The sequence below is a fragment of the Chthoniobacterales bacterium genome (assembly GCA_035274845.1).
Taxonomy (GTDB): domain Bacteria; phylum Verrucomicrobiota; class Verrucomicrobiia; order Chthoniobacterales; family UBA10450; genus AV80.
In genome coordinates, this window is record DATENU010000004.1 from 1 (window position 1) to 17,738 (window position 17,738).

Consider the following 17,738-nt stretch of genomic DNA (forward strand, 5'->3'; position numbering starts at 1 on the left):
ATTATTAAATGAGTCACTGACCCATCTTTTTACACAACGCCCCAGCGGATCGTACCCGAAGTACATCCAGTTCGAAGTGTTTTGATAAATCTTGCTCCAGATCGCCGTCGGCTGATTGAGCGCGTTGAAGCCCGCGGTCACGTACCCATCCTGCATGAGAATCCCGTTGCCCGGGAAAACCCACGGATTTGGAGGGCCTGTGTTAACGTTGTCGTCGTAGAATATGCCGCTTCCCCAATGGAGTGGATCGTAAGGGGGCGGGTGGTCATGGTCGTTGTCCCAGCTCTCGTACTGATTCAGCCCATTGCCATCGCGCCGCTTCATGTTCATCCACGCTGCGCGACTCGCCACATAGTTCAATCCCTTCCGATTTCCCAGCTCATCATACTGGAAACTGTCGGTCCGAACGGCTCCACTAGGCGTACCCTCGGGGTTGGCGGCGCGATAGGAGGCACCGGTCAATTGCCCCTCGTCATCGTACGCAAACCGATCCCCGCGTCCGTCCTCCATTTCGTTGTAATAGTTGTCAGTTCCCCGCTTCCAAGCCGTAATCCGGTCTCGGTTGTCCCGCCAATAATCCCGCTTCGCCAAGTCGTGGCCGGTTGCTACATTTCGATGCTGGACCGAGCCGATCATCCCGCGGCCGTCGTATCCGAAGCTGCTCATCACTCCGTTCGCGTAAACCTGGTAGTCCACTTTCCCATCCGCAAGGTAATAGTAATGAATTGGCTGTTGCCCTGAACTGTCCTGCACGAATTGGAGCTGTCCGCGCGCCGTATAATCACGACGCATCCATGTCCCGTTCGGATATTGCATGTGCGCCACTTCGCCGCTGGGATAGCGCAAATAGTTGATTTGCGCAGGCGCACTCATTCCGACCACGTTGTCATTTTCCCACAATACCTGGTCCGCGTCGTCGTAGCCGAATTGGATCGTGGAGACACTGTTCGCGATGCTGGTGAGCCGATTTGCGGAATCCCAAACCCGGGCAATTCCGGGGGCCAAGGGCGTCGAAGGATGGGCCTGTGGCTCCAGGCTGAAACTATTTGATACCTCCCGACCGCGCGCGTCATATTCAATCGTCTTGAGCTGGTACTTGCGTGTCTTCAACAGGTGCACCTGCCCAAACTCATATGCGGTAGCTTCGTAAGTGTTATCTGGAAAATACGTGCTCTGGGCCCGGCCCGTCAGGTCGTAGTAAAAACGGGTCTCCTGGTGCTCCACCACCTGATCGTCTTTAGTCCGATGAGTCGTTACCTTCGCTAATTTCTTCATCGGGCCCCAAGGCCAATATTCCAGATTGGTGGTTTGCTGGTGCTCATCAACAAACCGCCCGGGCTGGCCAAAAGCATCGTAATCGAGCCACTCTTGATACCGGCCGTCGGGGAACGTTACCTTCTTCTTATCTCCCGTCGGCCAGTAATCGATCGTGGTTGTGGGATAGACCGTTTGATTCCGCCGCTTCGGTTCGATTGTATCTTTGAGGCGGTTACGAGTGTCGTAAGTATAGGTAGTCACCCGGCTCAACGGATCGGTATACGTATGTTTCTGCCCGTTCTCGTCGTAGCTAAACCGGTGGGTTTCAATGTCGGCGCTGGCATACCAATTCCCGATGGGGAGGGAGCTGGGTTGAATCCACCCTGTCTGTTCGGTGACAATCCGATTCTCTAGATCGTGTTCTCGCGTTGTCGTCCGGCGCTCCCCAAGCGCGTTGAACACGGGCTCGATCTGAGCGCGCCATTCGTTCTTCGTGTGGGCGGAGGCAGGGTATTGCGGGTTTTGCCCCGGTAGCCCCCCGTCCTTTATCACGCGGTCGTATACCCAGTCCCACCGACGCGAGTACTGAGTGCCCGAACCATTCCAGTTAGGCGCGAAGAGCCACTCGGTACAAGACGTGCAACGCCGGTAGGAATCGTAGGTGTATTCCTTCCGATGTCCCATCTCATCAATGATAGCGGTGCAATTTCCGTCGGCATCGTACTCGTAGTGAACGGTGGGGTAGGTGCTACCGAGCGAGGCGTACTCGACCGTCATTACTTGCTGACGGCCATTGTACGTCATTCTGGTTGAGAACAGAGCGCCGCTCGCGCGCGCCCGCCCATCTTTCATTGTCTTTACCAGACCGGTCCATTCTGGATGGGAGTCACCCGGGCCATAATAGCTGTACTCCTTGAAGTCAGGGCCTGAGCCCGAAGGATTATCCACGCTATTGTATTCTCGGACAAGCTGGTGTTGCGCGTCGTAGACGTAGGTGTTGACGGCGTTACTAGGGAGGGTGTGGCTGGTGACCTGATTCCACTCATTGTAGAGGTAGTGTTCCGAGCTGCCGTCGGGATAAAAAATGTCCGTAACACGCCTTCGCCCGTCCCGAACGTACGTTGTTGGGAAGCCATTTTCATTCTTGGTGAAAAGAAAGTGGGGGTCCGGGTTGTGCATGATCGGGGCGAGCGGCGAAGTCCCTGCGGAGGGGTGGACCCGGTCGTACTCGTAATGGCCCCCATCCATGTAGTCGATCTGAGACGGGCTGCCACTGGCGTCTGCCCAGACGAAGTTGGTGTAATTGTGTCTGCCATCCCACGCCTTCGATGGCTCATTCCCTAGTTGCTTTCGGGAGATTGGCGACACGGTCCACGGGAAGGTGAAATTTGTCACTTTCATCAGTTCATAGCCCTGACCGGCACCGATTTCAGGATCGTTAGCGGAATGTCCAAAATAAAACTTCCGCATCCCGCCGATGCCGTTGTAGTCGAAGCGCTCGCCGCCGCAACCGCTCGTCCATTTAGACACCATAGCGCCGCTGTCGCTTTTCTCTTCGGCGATGGTTTCTGGGGTGTTGAAAAAGACGTTGTCAAAGTAACTTGGCGGAGGCGTCGGCCCTGGCCCATTACTAAAACAATAACCGCCGCCGTAATTGTACCTAATCTTCGTCATCGCTCCGGCAAAATGCGGGTCATAGGCCGTTTTCAGATTGGGCCAGGACGACTGTGGTTCGCCGGGACATGGCTCCGTATCGCCCAGGCAGTATCCGTAGGTGTAGACCGCACTCGTGGTTTGGCCTGGGTTTGGCTGATCTGGATAACTCACCGACGTCAGCACTTGATAACCGCCGACTGCGTTGTAACCGAAATTGACTTCCTGCCCAGCGGCATCACCGCCCGTCTCCACTTTTGCGATAAACGGCACTGTGTAGTCCGCATAGTTGTGCCAAGTCAGCGTCAGCCATCGGTTGTCTTGCTTTACTTTCTTGAGGTATCCTTGGTCGTATTCTAGTGTCGTTATTAGGCCATGAGGATCAATAACCTCTGTCGCTTGATAGTTTATCGGTCCTCCTGTAAAATGGACCGTGCCGCCGTCACCGCGACGTAGCCAGAAATCATATCCGTTGTAGTCCATCTCTGCCAGGTGATCGTGAACCGTTCTACCGAGCGCGGGCCAGTCCCTTTCACCACGTGCGGGATCATACGGTGGGCCCATCCGCAAGGGTTGCGCGCCTGGTCCAAAATTTACGCGGTATATCTTGAATTTGGTGGCGTGGCCATCGGGATAAGTGATGGTGATAGCCGTTATCCAGGTTCGTTGCAGTCCGCTTTCACCGTCGCCCAAGATTTCTGTGTCGTCGTACACGGCTGTCCATTTCCAGGAGTGCGACCAACCGGATTCCCCAAAGTCCACCGGCCACTCGGCCGCTTCATCGTTGTCGTCGCAATGAACTGAGTTCCAATAGCGGGTGAAATCGAGTCCGTACGTTCCGAGTGCACCGGGGACGTGCAGATCGTTAACAATGCGGGTGGCGTTGCCGCTGTGGGCATCATAGCTTCCGCCAGTCGTGACTTGGCCTTTGAGCGCACCGGTATTCCCTTCGGGATTCTGATCAGGCGTAGGCTCGGGCGCCGCTACGGCCAGAAGGCTTCTGATTCCCGTGGCGAACAAGAATAGGAGGGCCAAAACTGAAATAACGCGCGGTCTCAATGTCCACCTCCAGTCTCCTGTTCGGCCTCTATTACTGTTTCGATCGACGCTCGCACTACCGGCAGCACTGTCTTCATGCCCTGGCAGTAGAAGATGATGTGACTGCGATTTACTCCGTTCGCCAGTTGGGCAAGCACCAGGCAATCTCCATTCTCTGAAACCGTCAGAACCGCCCCGGGAGGATTGAGCGTCATCCCTCGGCCCGGCCTAACGTGAACGCTCTTGCCAGCGGCCCGCGGATCAAATTGCGCCCTCAGCCAGACTGGCTCGGTTCCCGTAACGTAAGCCTGGTCCAACTTGTTGGACCTGCGCTCGGGAATTTGAGGCGATTCGGATTCTTGTCGCCAGATTTGAACCTCGGGTTTGGACAGCTCAATTTCAGTAGCACTCGGGCCGACGGAAAGCGGAATTTCAATGATTGGCGGTGGGGGCGGAGGGACCGCTACTTCCGCTTGCGGAGCAGGGGCGTCTATTGGTTCGGCGGGAGTAACCTCTTCTTCGCCCTTGGGATTTAACGATTGCCATTCGACTTGTGGCGGCGCGGGCAGATTGTCGGGGTCGGGTGGTTCGGGTGGCATCACAGCCGGTATGGGCGGGAGCAACGGCGTCGGTTCTTGCGCTGGAGCATTCGCCCTCCATACGAAAAGGAAGAGAACGAAAAAACAATATCTAAGGTGAGAGATTCTTAACATAAGAGGTGATGGATTATTAGGCTGCGTTTCCGGGAAATTGCCCAGAGTCCGAAGAAGGAAATGGAGCGAGAGAGACACTCCCGACTGATGGGTCGGGACGGGAAATACGGATGGTCACAAAGGCCAACTTCCTGGGGAATTGGGGCTCACTGGCGGAGGGTTAAAGCAGAAGCCGCGTCAAGCTGGCAAGCTATTTCTTTCGGCCGCCGCTCGAATCCCTCCAGGCACGCTCCCGCGCTACCCTGCTTACCCGCAGCCTACTTCGCAGGGGCCTCGAGCTGTTTGAGACCCTCCGGTGTGAATTGAGCGTCCGCGTAACTGGGACCGCGCTTAATGCTCGACCCGGTTATGTGGGTGACGGAACCACGGGGCCCGGAAACCTCCAGATCGGCCGGGAGCGAGTCGCCTCCGTCGAGCAACATGCGGGTGATGTTGATGCGTCGAACGACTTTGCCTGAGCTGTCGTATTTCTCGATCTGGAGCGGCACCATCCGGCTTGGATCAATCCAGCTTTTCACACTCGCGTAAGAGGAGCTGGAGTCTTTATCGGGTTTCGATTCCAGAATCTGGCAGGCAAAGCGGCCCACGTTTTCCGTGCCGACGATCGTCTGCTGGCTCCAGGCGAAAGGACTATCGATGATGTCTTCGTAGGAAAGCTCGCTGCCAAAAAGGGGCTGACTCATCTCCCCCGCCCCAATCGATTTAAGAGTGTCGGGCAGCTTGAGGAGTGTCCCGGTGAATTTGTGTCCGGAGCGGTGGAGCAGCACCGATTCACCTTTCCGTTCTTTCGGAAAAAGAATCTGATAAACGATATCGGTGGTAGCGGCGGAAACCCGAGACTTGATCTGCACCTGGAGGGTATCGCCGCCGGCCTGCATCCGAATCCGCACGAACGACGAACCGCTCTCCTTGGCCCTGAGCTTGGCCGCCAGCTCCGAGCCATTTTCGGCCGCGCCGGCCAGGATCGGGAACGCGAGGAAAATTGCGGCGAAAATAAGGGATGTGACCCGCCTTCGCTGTGCTTCGGCGTGGCAGGCGTGTGAACGGTGACGTGTGACGTGTGACATGTTGTGACGAATGACAGTAACGCTCTGACGAGCCTTTTCTCCTTTTTCTTCAGCCATGCAAGGCGAGGCTCGGCGTCAGGCGCGAACTTCGCCAGGCCGGGTAGAAGCCGCTCAGGACGCCGACGCAGACCGAGATGCCAACGGCCATCACGATAAGATTGACGCTGAGGTCCGGCTCCAGCAGGCCCCGGATGGCGGGCGCGGATTTCATCAGCTGAACACCGACAACGCCCAGGCCCACGCCAATGATCCCACCGAGGAGCCCGAGCATGGCCGACTCCAACAAGATCATCTTCACGATCCGGGTTCGTCTCCAGCCGAGGGCCAGCAGAACCGCGATCTCCTGTTTTCGTTCAAATACGCTCATCAGCATGGTGTTCGTTACGCCCAGCACGCCGACGAGCACCGCCAGAAGCGACGTGCCCCAGCTCATGCCGTTGATCACGCGGTAGCCCTCCGTGTTCACCAGATGCTCGCTCGCGGGCTCGGCGTGGGCTTCCGGAATTTTTCTCGATATTTCGTCGCAGAGCTTCCGGATTCCCACGTCATCGGTCCCGGGAGCCACCCGCACGTCAATCGCGCTGATTTGGTCGTGGTTCCCGGTGATCTGCTGGAGCAGCGGCAGAGAAAGAATGATCGAGCCGTTCTCGACAAAGGCCCCGCCCTCGGCGATGCCGACCACAGCCAGCTCTTCCGTTTCGATCTGAACGGTGTCCCCCACTTTCTTTTTCAACACGTCCGCCGCGGAAGTGCCCAGAACCACAGCCCGCTCGTTCTGATCATTCGGCAGGCGGCCGGAAACAAGTTTCAGGTTACCCCAGGTGAACCCACCCCATTCGCGCCCCGATATCACCATCAATTCGGCTTTTTCGATGCTCATCAATTCCACCAGGCCCTGGCTCGTTCCGGCCAGGCCCGGCAGGTTCGCAATGCGATCGCGGGTCGAAGCCGGGAACGGCTTCGGAGTCAATGAACCGCGCATGTTGTGCACGACGATGTCGGTCCCGCGGGACTTCATGCCGGCGGTCCAGCTGGTGAGCAGCCCCCGGGACAAGCCGATCAACGCCACCACCGCGGCAATACCCACCGCGATGCCCAAAAGAGTCAATCCGGTCCGGACCGGCCGGCGTTGCAGACCGCGCGTGACTACGTTGAAAAATGTCATTTCAGGAACGCACGGGAAGATTCGATGGCTCACCGTCGAAAACAACCCGGCCATCTGTCATCTGAACGGCGCGCGAGGCTCGCCGAGCCACAATCCTATCGTGGGTAATCAGGATCATCGTCATGCGGCGTTCGCGCTGAAGATTGACCAAAAGATCGAGAATGAGCGCGGCGTTTTCGGTATCCAAATTCCCGGTGGGTTCGTCGGCCAGAAGGACCGAAGGCGAATTAGCGAGACTTCTGGCAATGGCGACGCGCTGACGTTCTCCACCGGAAAGTTTCGCCGGAAAATGGTCCACTCGCTTCTCCAATCCGACCGCGTTCAATAGTTCGCGAGCCCGAGCCGTCCGCTTCGCGCGCGACTCGCGACCTTCGAACATCGGAATCTGGACGTTCTCGATCGCGGTAAACGTGGGGAGCAGATGAAAGGATTGAAAGATGAAGCCGATCTCGCGGGCGCGGTAGGTCGAGGCATCATAATCGTCGAGCAACGACTTTCCCCGGTATCTCAGGGTTCCGGAACTGGGTCGATCGAGCGAGCCAAGCATCTGGAGCAAAGTAGTCTTCCCGCTGCCGCTTGGGCCAACAATCGCCACAAACTCGCCATCGCGAATCTGGAAATCCACGCCGCGCAAGGCCTGCACCTGGCCGTCGTCGTAATCCTTGGTGAGCCCGGCCGCTTCGAAGACAAACGGCAAGGCCGCGGGTGTTTCGTGATTACTCACGAGACCGGCTGCCCGTTCCGTGAGGCGTCGCGCCATTGAGCGCCGACGCGGGGATTGCCCAGGCTGCGAATCACATCCGGAAGCGCCTGCCGATAGCTGATGAAGGGAGCCACGTCGCCCGGCTCCTTTGGCTCCAGGATCGCGGTGAACTGCGGCAGGACGCGATGCGGCAGCCCGGCATTTTCATGATGCACGCCGTGATACGGCTCGTGGAGCAGCGTGTAAGCGAAGATCCGCCCGAGCCAGCTCTTCGGCACGATGCTGCGAGTGGAGCTGTTGACCGTGTTCCCCATCAGTCCCAGGTGTTCCACGTACTTCCGCCAGGTCTGGAGATTGGCCGCAATCATCGCCGGCGCCAGGTAAATCCAGACAAAATATTTCCAGACCCCAAAAAGCGCGACCGCCGTGAGGATCGCCGTCCAAGAGACGAAGGAGAGCGCGAGCTCGAACCAAATTCGGCGCCTTACCTTCCGGCTCCGAACCGGTGAGTTCTGCTCGAAGAAAACGCGAAAGAAGATAATCGGCGAATAGAACAACGCGACGGTCAATTCCAGGAAAGCGGACAGGCCGCGCTTCCAACGGGACATTCGGGGCAGGACGAAGGGCCAGAGCTCTGTGTCCTTCTCGGTGCCGAGATACATGTGGTGCCGCTGATGCACCACCCGGTAGAGATTGAACGGGAGAAAGCTGAAAATTCCGATAAGGACGCCATCGAATTCATTCAATCGCCGGCTCTTTCGCAGGAGGCCGTGGGAGGCTTCATGAAAGCCGATGAGCAATCCGTGCATGAGATGCGCAGCGACCAGGACCAGCGGTGCAGCTAACCAAAGCCATCCCTTCCAGACTGCCGCCCAGATTGCGATCTCACAGAGGGCAAGGAGGAAGACCAGCGTCTGAAAATCGACACTGTTAATGGGATGCTCCTCTCGCAGGGTCGGAGCTTTTTCGATCTCGAGGGCCAGGCTAACCATTTCAGCTCGTCAGGGCGGCAGTTTGACGTTCGGGAACGTGACAGACGTTTTCGAGCACCGTTCGGAATAAACGTCCCAGTTCTTCAATTTCAGGTTGGGAAAAAAGATTTTCGCGGAATAGCCAGACGACTTCGAGCTCATCGCCGCGTTCCGTAACTTCGCAGCCCAAATCGAACCGGGGCGTTCCGGTCGAGCGCATTCTTAGCTTCAGAGAAAGCCCGCGAATCTCGAAATCGGGCACGGGATGATTCTGCAAGGCGAACCGGACCTGAAAAATCGGGTTGTACTTTGGCGACGGACGCTCGTCCAGCGCGCGGACGAGCTCGGCAAACGGCACCGCGTTGGCAAACGAGTCGACCGTGGATTCGTGAACCGTTCGTAAATGCTCGGAGAACGGGCGGTCTCTTTCGACCTGAGCCCGCAGTGGCACAACCCCGGAGAAATATCCCATCGTCTCGCGAACATTCGGTTTCGTTCGATTTGCGACCGGTGTTCCCACGACAATGTCTTCGGCGCCGGTCCAGCGCGACAGCGTCACCTGAAACGCGGCCAGCAAAGTACTAAAAAGAGTGGCGCCACTGCGGCGAGCCAATTCCTTGACCGCTCCGCTGATCTCCACGGGCAGGAGCGCAACCAGGCGGCGCGGCCGAAAAACGACGTCGGATTCCTCCGGTATGCTCCACAGGCGCTTGATTCCGCTGAGGCGGGATTTCCAGAAAGCGATCCGTGGTTCCAGCTCGGCCGGTTGCCAGAAGGCCCTCTCGGCAGCGCCCCACGCGGAATAAGAAGTCGGAACGGACGGCAGTTTATCTTCTCCGCCCGCGCGCTGTTGGAGATAAGCGGCGCCCAGATCCTCAACCAAAACGCCCAGGCTCCAGCCATCCGCGATCGCGTGGTGAATCGCGAATACCATCAACTGGTCGTCGGGAGCACGGCGCAGAATGTCGAGTCTGTAGAGGGGACCCTGGAGCAGATCGAAGGGCTGGGAAAAGGTTTGGCGCTCGAGCTCTTCCATCTCGCCCGCGGACGTCTGCGGCGAAATGTCGCGAAACCGGATCACCGGCTGGCTGTGCTTCCGGATCAACTGCACCGGCCCGTTTTTTCCCGGCAAAAACGAAAGGCGCAAGACTTCCTGCCGATCCACCACTCGCTGAAAGATTGCCAAAGAATCCTCCTGCGAGATCAGCCCGCCAATATGAAGGACGCAGCAAATATGGTTCGAAATGTCCGAGGGCGGCGCGGGCGAGGTTTCCCACAGCTCGCGCTGGGAAAATGTCTGGGGATGGAGCTGCGCGTCGCCGCTCTCAATCCATTGCTTGAAACGAGCCTGTTTTCCCTCAGACATGCGAAATCGCCTCCACCGAAGGATCTCCTCCGCGGCCGCCAATCAGGCCGTCGATCTCTTCGTCCGAAAGAACGTCGAAATCGATCTCGTCCGCAACCCCGTTGACCTCGTTGGCGGTTTGAGGGGCAGCCATTGCGGGCGTGGCTGCGGTCGGCGCGCCACCTCCCAGGTGCGCCAGCATCAACGCCGCGATCTGTCCGATCGTGCGCGCTCGCATCAGGCTGGTCGGTGGAAGCGCGACGCCGATGGCGGCTTCGAGTGAGTTTTCAATTTCCACGCCCATCAGTGAGTCGAGACCGAGATCGGTAAGCGGTTGGTCGTCACGCAGCGTGTCCGGTTTCACGCGAAGAACGGAACCGACAACCTCCCGCACGGCCTGTGCGATCACTGCTTCCTTTTCCGCAGGCGCGGCCGACTCGATCCGGTTTCGCCAGTCACTGGTGACGCCGCCGCTGTCGTCGCCCTCGACCGCGGAAAAGATGCGCTCGTAGAGCGGGTTGGCTTGCGAGCCCCGGAAGAAACTTTTCCATTTCGCCCAATCAACGCGGATGGCGGCGACCTGGGTGCTGGCCGTGCGGAGGGACGATTCGAGAATCGAAATCACTTCGCCAGGGGACAATTCCGTGGTGCCCTGTTTGGCCAGGAACTCAGCGACGCGCTCATTGCGGGCGACGTATCCCTCACCACCGAGGACGCCCCAGTTGATCGTCAGCGCCGGCAGACCCAGCGCGCGCCGGTGGTGCGCGAGCGAATCGAGAAATGCATTCGCGGCTCCGTAATTGCCTTGCGCCGGATTCCCGAAAATCGAGGAGATCGACGAAAACATGACGAAGCAATCCAGCGGCATATCGCGCGTGGCTTCGTGGAGCAACCAGGCGCCGAGCGCCTTCGGGCGAATGACCGTGGCCATTCGATCCCGGTTCAGTTTCGCGAGCACGGCATCGTCTATCGCCATGGCGAGATGAAAGACACCACGAAGCGGCTGGCCGGCCTGGCGAATTTCAGCGAACAGCCGCGAAATGTCCTCCGTCGATCCGGCATTGGCTTTCACAACCTGCACTTCGATTCCGCGATCGCGCAGGCTCTGGACAAACGCCTCGGCTTCCGGCGTGGCCGCGCCGCTGCGACTGGAGAGGACGAGATGGCGCGCGCCAGATTGCGCCAGCCAGTTGGCCAGCACTTTGCCGAACCCGCCAAATCCGCCAGTGATCAGGTAGCAGCCGTCCGATTTGATCTCGAATTTCGGGGCGATTGGCTCGCCGCGCCGGGGCAGGAACGCTTCGGGGAAAGAGACGATGACCTTCCCGATATGCTTGCCGCCGGCCATGAGCCGAAACGCCGCATCCACATTGAAGGCCGGGAAGGAACGGAAGGGCAGAGGACGCAGCGCGCCCTGCTCCACCAGCCCGGAGATTTCTGCGAGCATCTCGCGGGTCAGCGATTCGTCGCCCGCAAAGACCGCGTCCATGGCGACGACGTGAAAGGAGGCGTTGCGCCGCAACGGCCGGAGCGGAATGCGCGAGTTCTGGTAAATGTCGCGTTTGCCGATCTCAACGAAGCGGCCGAACTCGGCGAGGCAGGACAGGCCCATGGGAATCGCTTCGCCGGCGAGCGCATTCAACACGACGTCGACGCCCCGGCGATCGGTAAGCTCCATGACGGCTTCCGCAAAATCACCGCGGCGCGAGTCGATGACATGTTTCACGCCGAGAGTTTTCAGGAGCTCGCGTTTCACCGTGCTGCCCGCGCTGGCGATGACTTCGGCCCCCAAATAATGGGCAATCTGGATCGCCGCCATGCCGACGCCGCCGGCGCCGGCATGAATGAGCACCCGCTCACCTTTGCGGACTCGCGCGACATTTTTCAGCGCGTGCCACGACGTCATGAACACGACCGGAATTGTCGCCGCTTCGTCAAAGGAAAGGTTGGCCGGAATCTTCCGCACGTTGCCCCCGCGCGCCGTGGTTTGAGTGGAGAGTCCGAACACGGCCAGGCCAAAGACGCGATCGCCCACCTTGACATGACTCACCTCCGAGCCCACTGCCTTCACCACCCCGCCCACCTCGTCTCCGAAGATTCGGGCATCCGGTGCTTCCCCCGGATAAAGCGCGAGCGCCTTGAGCACGTCGCGGAAATTCATGGCGGCGGCTTTAACATCGATCAGGACTTCGCCCGGAGCGCACTCCGGAGGAGCGAAGGGAACAAATTTCAGGGCGTCGAGATGACCGCGCTCGCGTGATTCCAGGCGCAAAGGGACACCGCGATCGAGATCGCGTTGGATCGAGGGACGCCCGCGATCGAATCTCTGGACGTAGCGCGCTTCGCCTCGGAGAGCGACTTCGCGATCGGCTTCGGTGCGCAGCAACTCGTTCCAAACCAGATCCAAATCGGCGGTGGAATTTGCCGGCGGGAGATCGATCCCGCGGCAGGTGCAGTTCGGGTACTCGTTTTGAATGACCCGCAGCAAACCAATAGCGGGAGCTTGCGTGACCGCCGTTGGTTTCTCGTCGCGTCCCGCCGGTTGCGCGCCGCGCGTCACCGCGTCGATGCGCAGTTTCGTTGTCGGCAGAACCGTTTCGAGCGCCTGGGCGAGGTGAAGGAGCGCGTCGGTCCCGAACAGGGCTTCATCATCGAAGCCTTCGTCGAGGTTCCACAGGTAGACGATCCGTTCCAAGTCGGCGTTGCCGATGAACGTTTCGAAAAGTTGCCGCCAGTCTCCGGGCGTTTCCGGTCGGATCGTGAAGCCGTCGACCTCCGACGAGCTGAAAGCAGCTCCGCGGCGAACAGTCTGGCAACGAGCGCCGGCCGCGCCCAGCCGGTCGGCCAATGATTTTCCGAAACCGCCCTCGTCCGCAAAGATGAGCCAGGATTTTTCCGCCGGAACCTGAGCGATGGACTCGGTTACGGCCGGAGCGTCGCCAGGCTTGCGTCCAAGAATTCCAATCTGGCCTTCGCCGTAGCGGCCCATCAGTCCGGGGAGCGAAGCGGTTTCGCTGAAGCCAGCCTCACGGAGAAGAGTCTCCCACTGCGAACGCCCGAGCAGCGGATGGACGCTGCGCAAATCGCGATCGGTGAACCGCCACCATCCGCTCGTCAGGCCGAAGACCGCTTCCGTCCAGAGCTGCGGCGTGGCCACGTCCATGAAGAAGAGCGAACCGCCGGGCGCTAGCAGATCGTAAAGGTTGCGCAGAGCGGCGCGCACATCGGCCGCGGCGTGCAGCACGTTCGTTCCGACCACGAAGTCGAATGAGCCGGGCTCAAAGCCCTGTTCGGCAGCAGGTTTTTCGAGGTCGAAAACCTTCGTCTCAACCTCGGGGAAGGCGGTAAGTTTTTGCAGCGCTGCCGGGAAGAAACCGGCCGAGACATCGGTGAAGGTGTAAGAGTGGAGACCGCGTTCGAGCGAAGGCAGAAGTTGGGCGGCCAGGCCGCCGGTCCCCGCGCCGACTTCCAGAATTCGCAACCCTCGGCCTTCGGGCAGCGCGCGCGCCCCTTCCTGCACTCCCGCGGCGATGGCCGCGAGCCAGTGACTCGTAAGCAGCCCGTCACCGTAAAACTGTTCGAGATGTTCTGCGCCCGCGCCGGCAAAGAGAACCTGGATCGCATCCTTTTCGCCGCGCAAGATTAAACCCAGCTCGGCGCAGGTCGCGGCGATCAGCAGAACTTCGGGCAAATGACCGGGATTCCGCTGGATGAAACCACGCTGCATTGCCGATGCGGAATCGGCCGCCTTTCCGAATGCCGCGGTCGGGCGATAGCCGCTTTCAGCTCGCTCCAGAAGGCCGCGCTCTTCCAGTTTCAAGATCAGCTGTTCGAACACCGGGCGCATTTGCTCGGCGACGCGCAAAGTGCCGGCGGTAATATCTACTCCTGGTTCCGCGCCCATCTCGCGGAGCCCGGCGCAAAGCAGGAGCGCGGCCAGATCATCCTGGGCAGCAATCACCCCGATCAACCGGTCACGTCCACGGACCGCAATCACGTCGTCCAGAGCTGCTTGCGCCACGTCCCGCAGGCGGCGCAGCGGCACAGGCTCCAAGGCGGCCGGTTTCGATGCCGCCGGTGTCCGCTCCCAATCTATATGGTACAGAACGTCGCGGGTGCCGCCCAAGGTATCGCGCCGCACGCCAGCCACGCTGATCGCGCGGAATCCGTCGATAAGGACGCACGGTTTTCCGGCGTCATCGTAGAGTCCGATCCGTCCTTCAACGAACTCAGAGTTACATTCGAGCACGCTGGCCCGGACTCGGGTGGATGCTCCGGGCGAGTGCAGGAAAAGAATGCGACCGAACCGCACCGGCAGCTTGAGCTGCGATCCGCGCGCCTCGACCGTCGCGCGCCCCGCCGAAAATACGTGCAAGGCGCCATCGAGCAGGACCGGGTGCAGCGGATATTCGCCCGCCCGTGAGGAACTCGCTTCCGAAAGCGTCACCCGCCCCGCCGAAATTCCCTGGGCCGCCGAGAGCTCGCGCACGGAACGAAACTCGTCGCCGTAACGCAGGCCGAGATCGTTCATATAACGATAGAACGCGTCGATATCGACCGGCTTCAGATTGTCGGCCGCGCGATTGCTTTCCGTCTCAAAAGTCGAAGTGGCAAAGCCGGATTCCGTGCGCTCTCCGCGCATTGAGCCCACCACATGCAACGACCAGGACGCGCCTTGATCGAAGCGGCTCTGAATCGTGAAAGTGCGATCGGCCGGCTCATACGAAATCTCGAGCTGAACCCCGGCGGCTGGGTCGGCGAGGATCAGCGGTTTGCGGATTTCAAAATCTTCGACCACGAACGGCTGACCTTCGAAAAGCTGAAGGCCGGCTTCCAGGATCAAATCGACAAATCCCGCCGCGGGAAAAATAACGTGGTTCTCGACCTTGTGATCTTTAAGGAACGCCATGTGCCGGCTATCGAGCCGGGCGGTCCAGGTGGGAGTCGCGCGCGGCAGGCGCGCGTCGAGCATCCCGCGTCCGCCCGCTCCGAGCCGGCTTTCGCGCCAGTCGGCAGCTTCGTTCCACCAGCGGCTGCGATCCCACGCGTAGGCGGGCAGTGAAAGGAGACGCCGCGAGGGCGTCATGGCTTTGAAATCGAGCGCCACTCCGGCGCGATGCAGATCCATTGCCGCCTCAAGCAGCGACTCGTGTTCGCGTTCCCGGCGCACCGAAGAGATCACAACCGGTTTCGCACCGTTCCGGCCGGCCAGACATTCCGCGATGGAATGAGCGAGGGCCGGATGCGCGCCGAGTTCCAACCAGATGTCTACGCCGAAGTCCGCGATCGCGTTGATCGCTGGGGCAAACTGCACGGGTTGCCGGACGCCACGAGCCCAATGGGTCGCGTCGCCCGCGTTCCCATTAAGACGGTTGCCGGTGACAGTGCTGAAGAGCGGAACGGTTTCGGGCTGAGGAGCAAGATCAGTCAGCGCATTTTCGAGCGCGTCCGCCGCCGGCTGCATCATCGCGTGATGAAACGGGTGATCGACCCGAACGAGCCGGGCGAAGACGCCCTGCGTCTCGAGTTCCGAAAAGATTGCTTCGATGGAATGGCGCGGACCGGCCAGGGTGAGCGAGCGCGGACCGTTGAAGGCCGCGATCGAAACCGTGGCGTCGTGCTTTTCGATCAGCGACTGAGCTTCCTGTTCGCCCAGTCCCACCGCGAGCATCCTCCCTTCGCCTCGCGCGCAACCCTCCATGAAGCGCGCGCGCAAAGCCGTGATGCGCGCGCCTTGTTCGAGCGAGAACAGACCCGCAACGCAGGCCGCCGCGATTTCACTGACGCTATGGCCGAGGACGGCGGAGGGATGCACGCCCCACGATTTCCACAGCTCGGCCAGGCCGACCTGCATCGCGAAAATGGCAGGCTGCGCAATCTCAGTGCGATGCAGTTGTGAAGCTTCTTCGGCGCGGCCGAGTTCTTCCAGAAGCGAAAAGGTCGCGACTCCTTGCAACGCCGCGTCGCATTGCTCGATGACGTGACGGAAGACCGGCTCATGCTGCATCAGTTCACGGCCCATGCCCCACCATTGCGGTCCCTGTCCGCTCATGATGAATGCGACGCGCGGCGCGTGCTCTGGCCGCGCCGTGAACGAAGTCCGGACTTTCACGCTGTCTTCCTTGATCGCGAAGGCATCGAGCTCCTGGATGAGTTCGGCGATGGAGCGCGGGACAAGCGTGAGCCGATGCGCATGGTGGTTCCGCCGGTGACCGAGGGTGTAGGCCAAATCGGGCAAGACGGGCGAATCGCCGTTGAGATTCACTCGCTCCGTCAGCCATGAAGCCAGCTTCATGGCATAACCGCGAAGAGCGTCTTCCGAGCGGGCGGAAAGCACAATCGGCCAGGCGCGGTCGTCCCAGAGATGTGAGTGATCCGCATGGGGAACCGGTGGCGGCTCGGTCAGGATAACGTGCGCATTGGCGCCTCCGAATCCGAAAGAGTTGATGCCGGCCAGGCGTTCACCATCCGTTTCCGGGAACGGCTCGAGGTCGGTCGGGACGCGCAGTTTGAGCTGATCGAAATCGATGTGTGGACTCGGCGAAGAGAAATGAACGCTGCCGGGAATTTCACGATGCTGAAGAACCAGCATCGCCTTCACCAGACCGGCGACACCGGCAGCCGTTTCAAGATGGCCCATGTTGGTCTTGACCGAACCAATGGGAAGCGGCGTCGAACGCTCCTGGCAGAGAGCCTCCGCGAGGGCGTGCGCCTCGATCGGATCGCCCACCGCCGTGCCCGTGCCGTGCGCCTCGACAAATCCGATTTGCGCTGGCGAAACCCCGGCATCTTTGCACGCGTCCTGGACGAGCCGGGCTTGTGCTTCCGCACTCGGAAGCGAGATGCCGTTCGTGTGACCGTCCTGATTGACCGCGGTTCCGACGATCACGCCCAGGATCGGATCGCCATCTGCGATCGCCTGGGAGAGGCGCTTCAGCAGCACCATGCCCGCGCCCTCACCCCGCACAAAACCGTTCGCCGACGCATCGAACGCCGCGCATCGGCCATCGGGGGAGAGCATCGAAGCCTGCGAAAATCCGATGAATCCGCCGGGCGTAATCATTACCGTTACACCGCCCGCAAGGGCCGTGTCGCCGCGCCCGGCCCGAATGTGCTCGCACGCGGCGTGAACCGCAGTCAGGGCCGACGAACACGCCGTGTCCATCGCGATACTGGGTCCTCGCAAATTCAGGCAGTAGGAAATTCGATTCGCGGCAATCGAGTGCGCGCTGCCGGTGGCGGTGTGGGGCGCGATCCCGAAATGGTCGAACGCCGTGCTTTGGATTCCCTGGTAATCGTTGTGCGAAATGCCGACGAAGACCGCGATGTCGCTCCCTTTCTCGAAGTCGAGGATAACACCCGCGTTCTCGATGGCTTCCCATGCGGTCTCGAGCAGCAATCGGTGCTGGGGATCAACGTAAGGCGCTTCCCGCGGCGAGATGCCGAAAAACTGCGGGTCGAACTTGTCGATCTGATCGAGGAACCCGCCGCGCTTAACAAACGTTTTGCCCGGGATCGCCGGCTCGCGGTCGAAGTAGCGCTCCACATTCCAGCGATCGCCTGGCACCTCGGTGACGGCGTCCCGACGTTCGACGAGCAGCTTCCAAAAAGATTCTGCGTCGTTAACGCCGCCGGGAAAGCGGCATCCGATTCCGATGATAGCGATGCGATCTTTGTGCATAAACAGCCTGCCGCCGTGAAGCCCGATGATATAACCTATTTTCTATGGCAACGAGCGAGAAATGTTCTGGAGCCCGGCCACGAGGCCGGTGGCACTGGCAGCCGATCCTCACGCGGCTATTGAGTTAACCTGTAGACAGGAAAAT

Annotated in this window: 8 protein-coding genes; 1 reads left to right on the forward strand and 7 read right to left on the reverse strand. The window is 60.0% G+C overall.

What is annotated here, in order from left to right:
* The coding region (locus tag VJU77_01180) for a hypothetical protein (protein ID HKP01948.1) at window positions 1-3,945 on the reverse strand (3,945 nt) is incomplete at its 3' end.
* A 23-nt stretch (window positions 3,946-3,968) separates the two neighbouring features.
* On the opposite strand from VJU77_01180, the gene VJU77_01185 reads away from it, so the two are divergent.
* Complete coding sequence (locus VJU77_01185; GenBank protein HKP01949.1) at window positions 3,969-4,127, forward strand: hypothetical protein; 159 nt, start codon at window positions 3,969-3,971, stop codon at window positions 4,125-4,127.
* A gap of 791 nt (window positions 4,128-4,918) precedes the next feature.
* Here the strand turns inward: VJU77_01185 and VJU77_01190 are convergent.
* Genes VJU77_01190 through VJU77_01215 form a run of 6 tightly spaced genes read right to left on the reverse strand, consistent with a single transcriptional unit; the run spans window position 4,919 to window position 17,593 of the window.
* A complete protein-coding gene (locus VJU77_01190) occupies window positions 4,919-5,728 on the reverse strand; it encodes an outer membrane lipoprotein-sorting protein (protein HKP01950.1) in 810 nt (269 codons plus the stop codon).
* A 49-nt stretch (window positions 5,729-5,777) separates the two neighbouring features.
* Entirely contained in the window at window positions 5,778-6,893 is a 1,116-nt protein-coding gene (locus tag VJU77_01195; protein ID HKP01951.1) for an ABC transporter permease, read from the reverse strand.
* 1 nt (window position 6,894) lies between these two features.
* Complete coding sequence (locus VJU77_01200; GenBank protein HKP01952.1) at window positions 6,895-7,653, reverse strand: ABC transporter ATP-binding protein; 759 nt, start codon at window positions 7,651-7,653, stop codon at window positions 6,895-6,897.
* On the reverse strand, window positions 7,614-8,588 hold the full coding sequence (locus tag VJU77_01205; protein ID HKP01953.1) for a fatty acid desaturase: 975 nt from the start codon (window positions 8,586-8,588) through the stop codon (window positions 7,614-7,616). The genes VJU77_01200 and VJU77_01205 overlap by 40 nt, the downstream gene beginning before the upstream one ends.
* A 1-nt stretch (window position 8,589) precedes the next feature.
* Complete coding sequence (locus VJU77_01210; protein ID HKP01954.1) at window positions 8,590-9,933, reverse strand: condensation domain-containing protein; 1,344 nt, start codon at window positions 9,931-9,933, stop codon at window positions 8,590-8,592.
* Window positions 9,926-17,593, reverse strand: a complete 7,668-nt coding sequence (locus VJU77_01215; GenBank protein HKP01955.1) for an SDR family NAD(P)-dependent oxidoreductase — start codon at window positions 17,591-17,593, stop codon at window positions 9,926-9,928. Before VJU77_01215 ends, VJU77_01210 begins: the two co-directional genes overlap by 8 nt.
* Window positions 17,594-17,738 lie beyond the last annotated feature (145 nt).

Excerpts from the sequence above, each read along its gene's own strand:
- VJU77_01185 (HKP01949.1), top strand. The coding sequence starts at position 3,969 with ATGTCCACCTCCAGTCTCCTGTTCGGCCTCTATTACTGTTTCGATCGA.
- VJU77_01190 (HKP01950.1), bottom strand. The coding sequence starts at position 5,728 with ATGTCACACGTCACACGTCACCGTTCACACGCCTGCCACGCCGAAGCA.
- VJU77_01195 (HKP01951.1), bottom strand. The coding sequence starts at position 6,893 with ATGACATTTTTCAACGTAGTCACGCGCGGTCTGCAACGCCGGCCGGTC.
- VJU77_01200 (HKP01952.1), bottom strand. The coding sequence starts at position 7,653 with ATGGCGCGACGCCTCACGGAACGGGCAGCCGGTCTCGTGAGTAATCAC.
- VJU77_01205 (HKP01953.1), bottom strand. The coding sequence starts at position 8,588 with ATGGTTAGCCTGGCCCTCGAGATCGAAAAAGCTCCGACCCTGCGAGAG.
- VJU77_01210 (HKP01954.1), bottom strand. The coding sequence starts at position 9,933 with ATGTCTGAGGGAAAACAGGCTCGTTTCAAGCAATGGATTGAGAGCGGC.
- VJU77_01215 (HKP01955.1), bottom strand. The coding sequence starts at position 17,593 with ATGCACAAAGATCGCATCGCTATCATCGGAATCGGATGCCGCTTTCCC.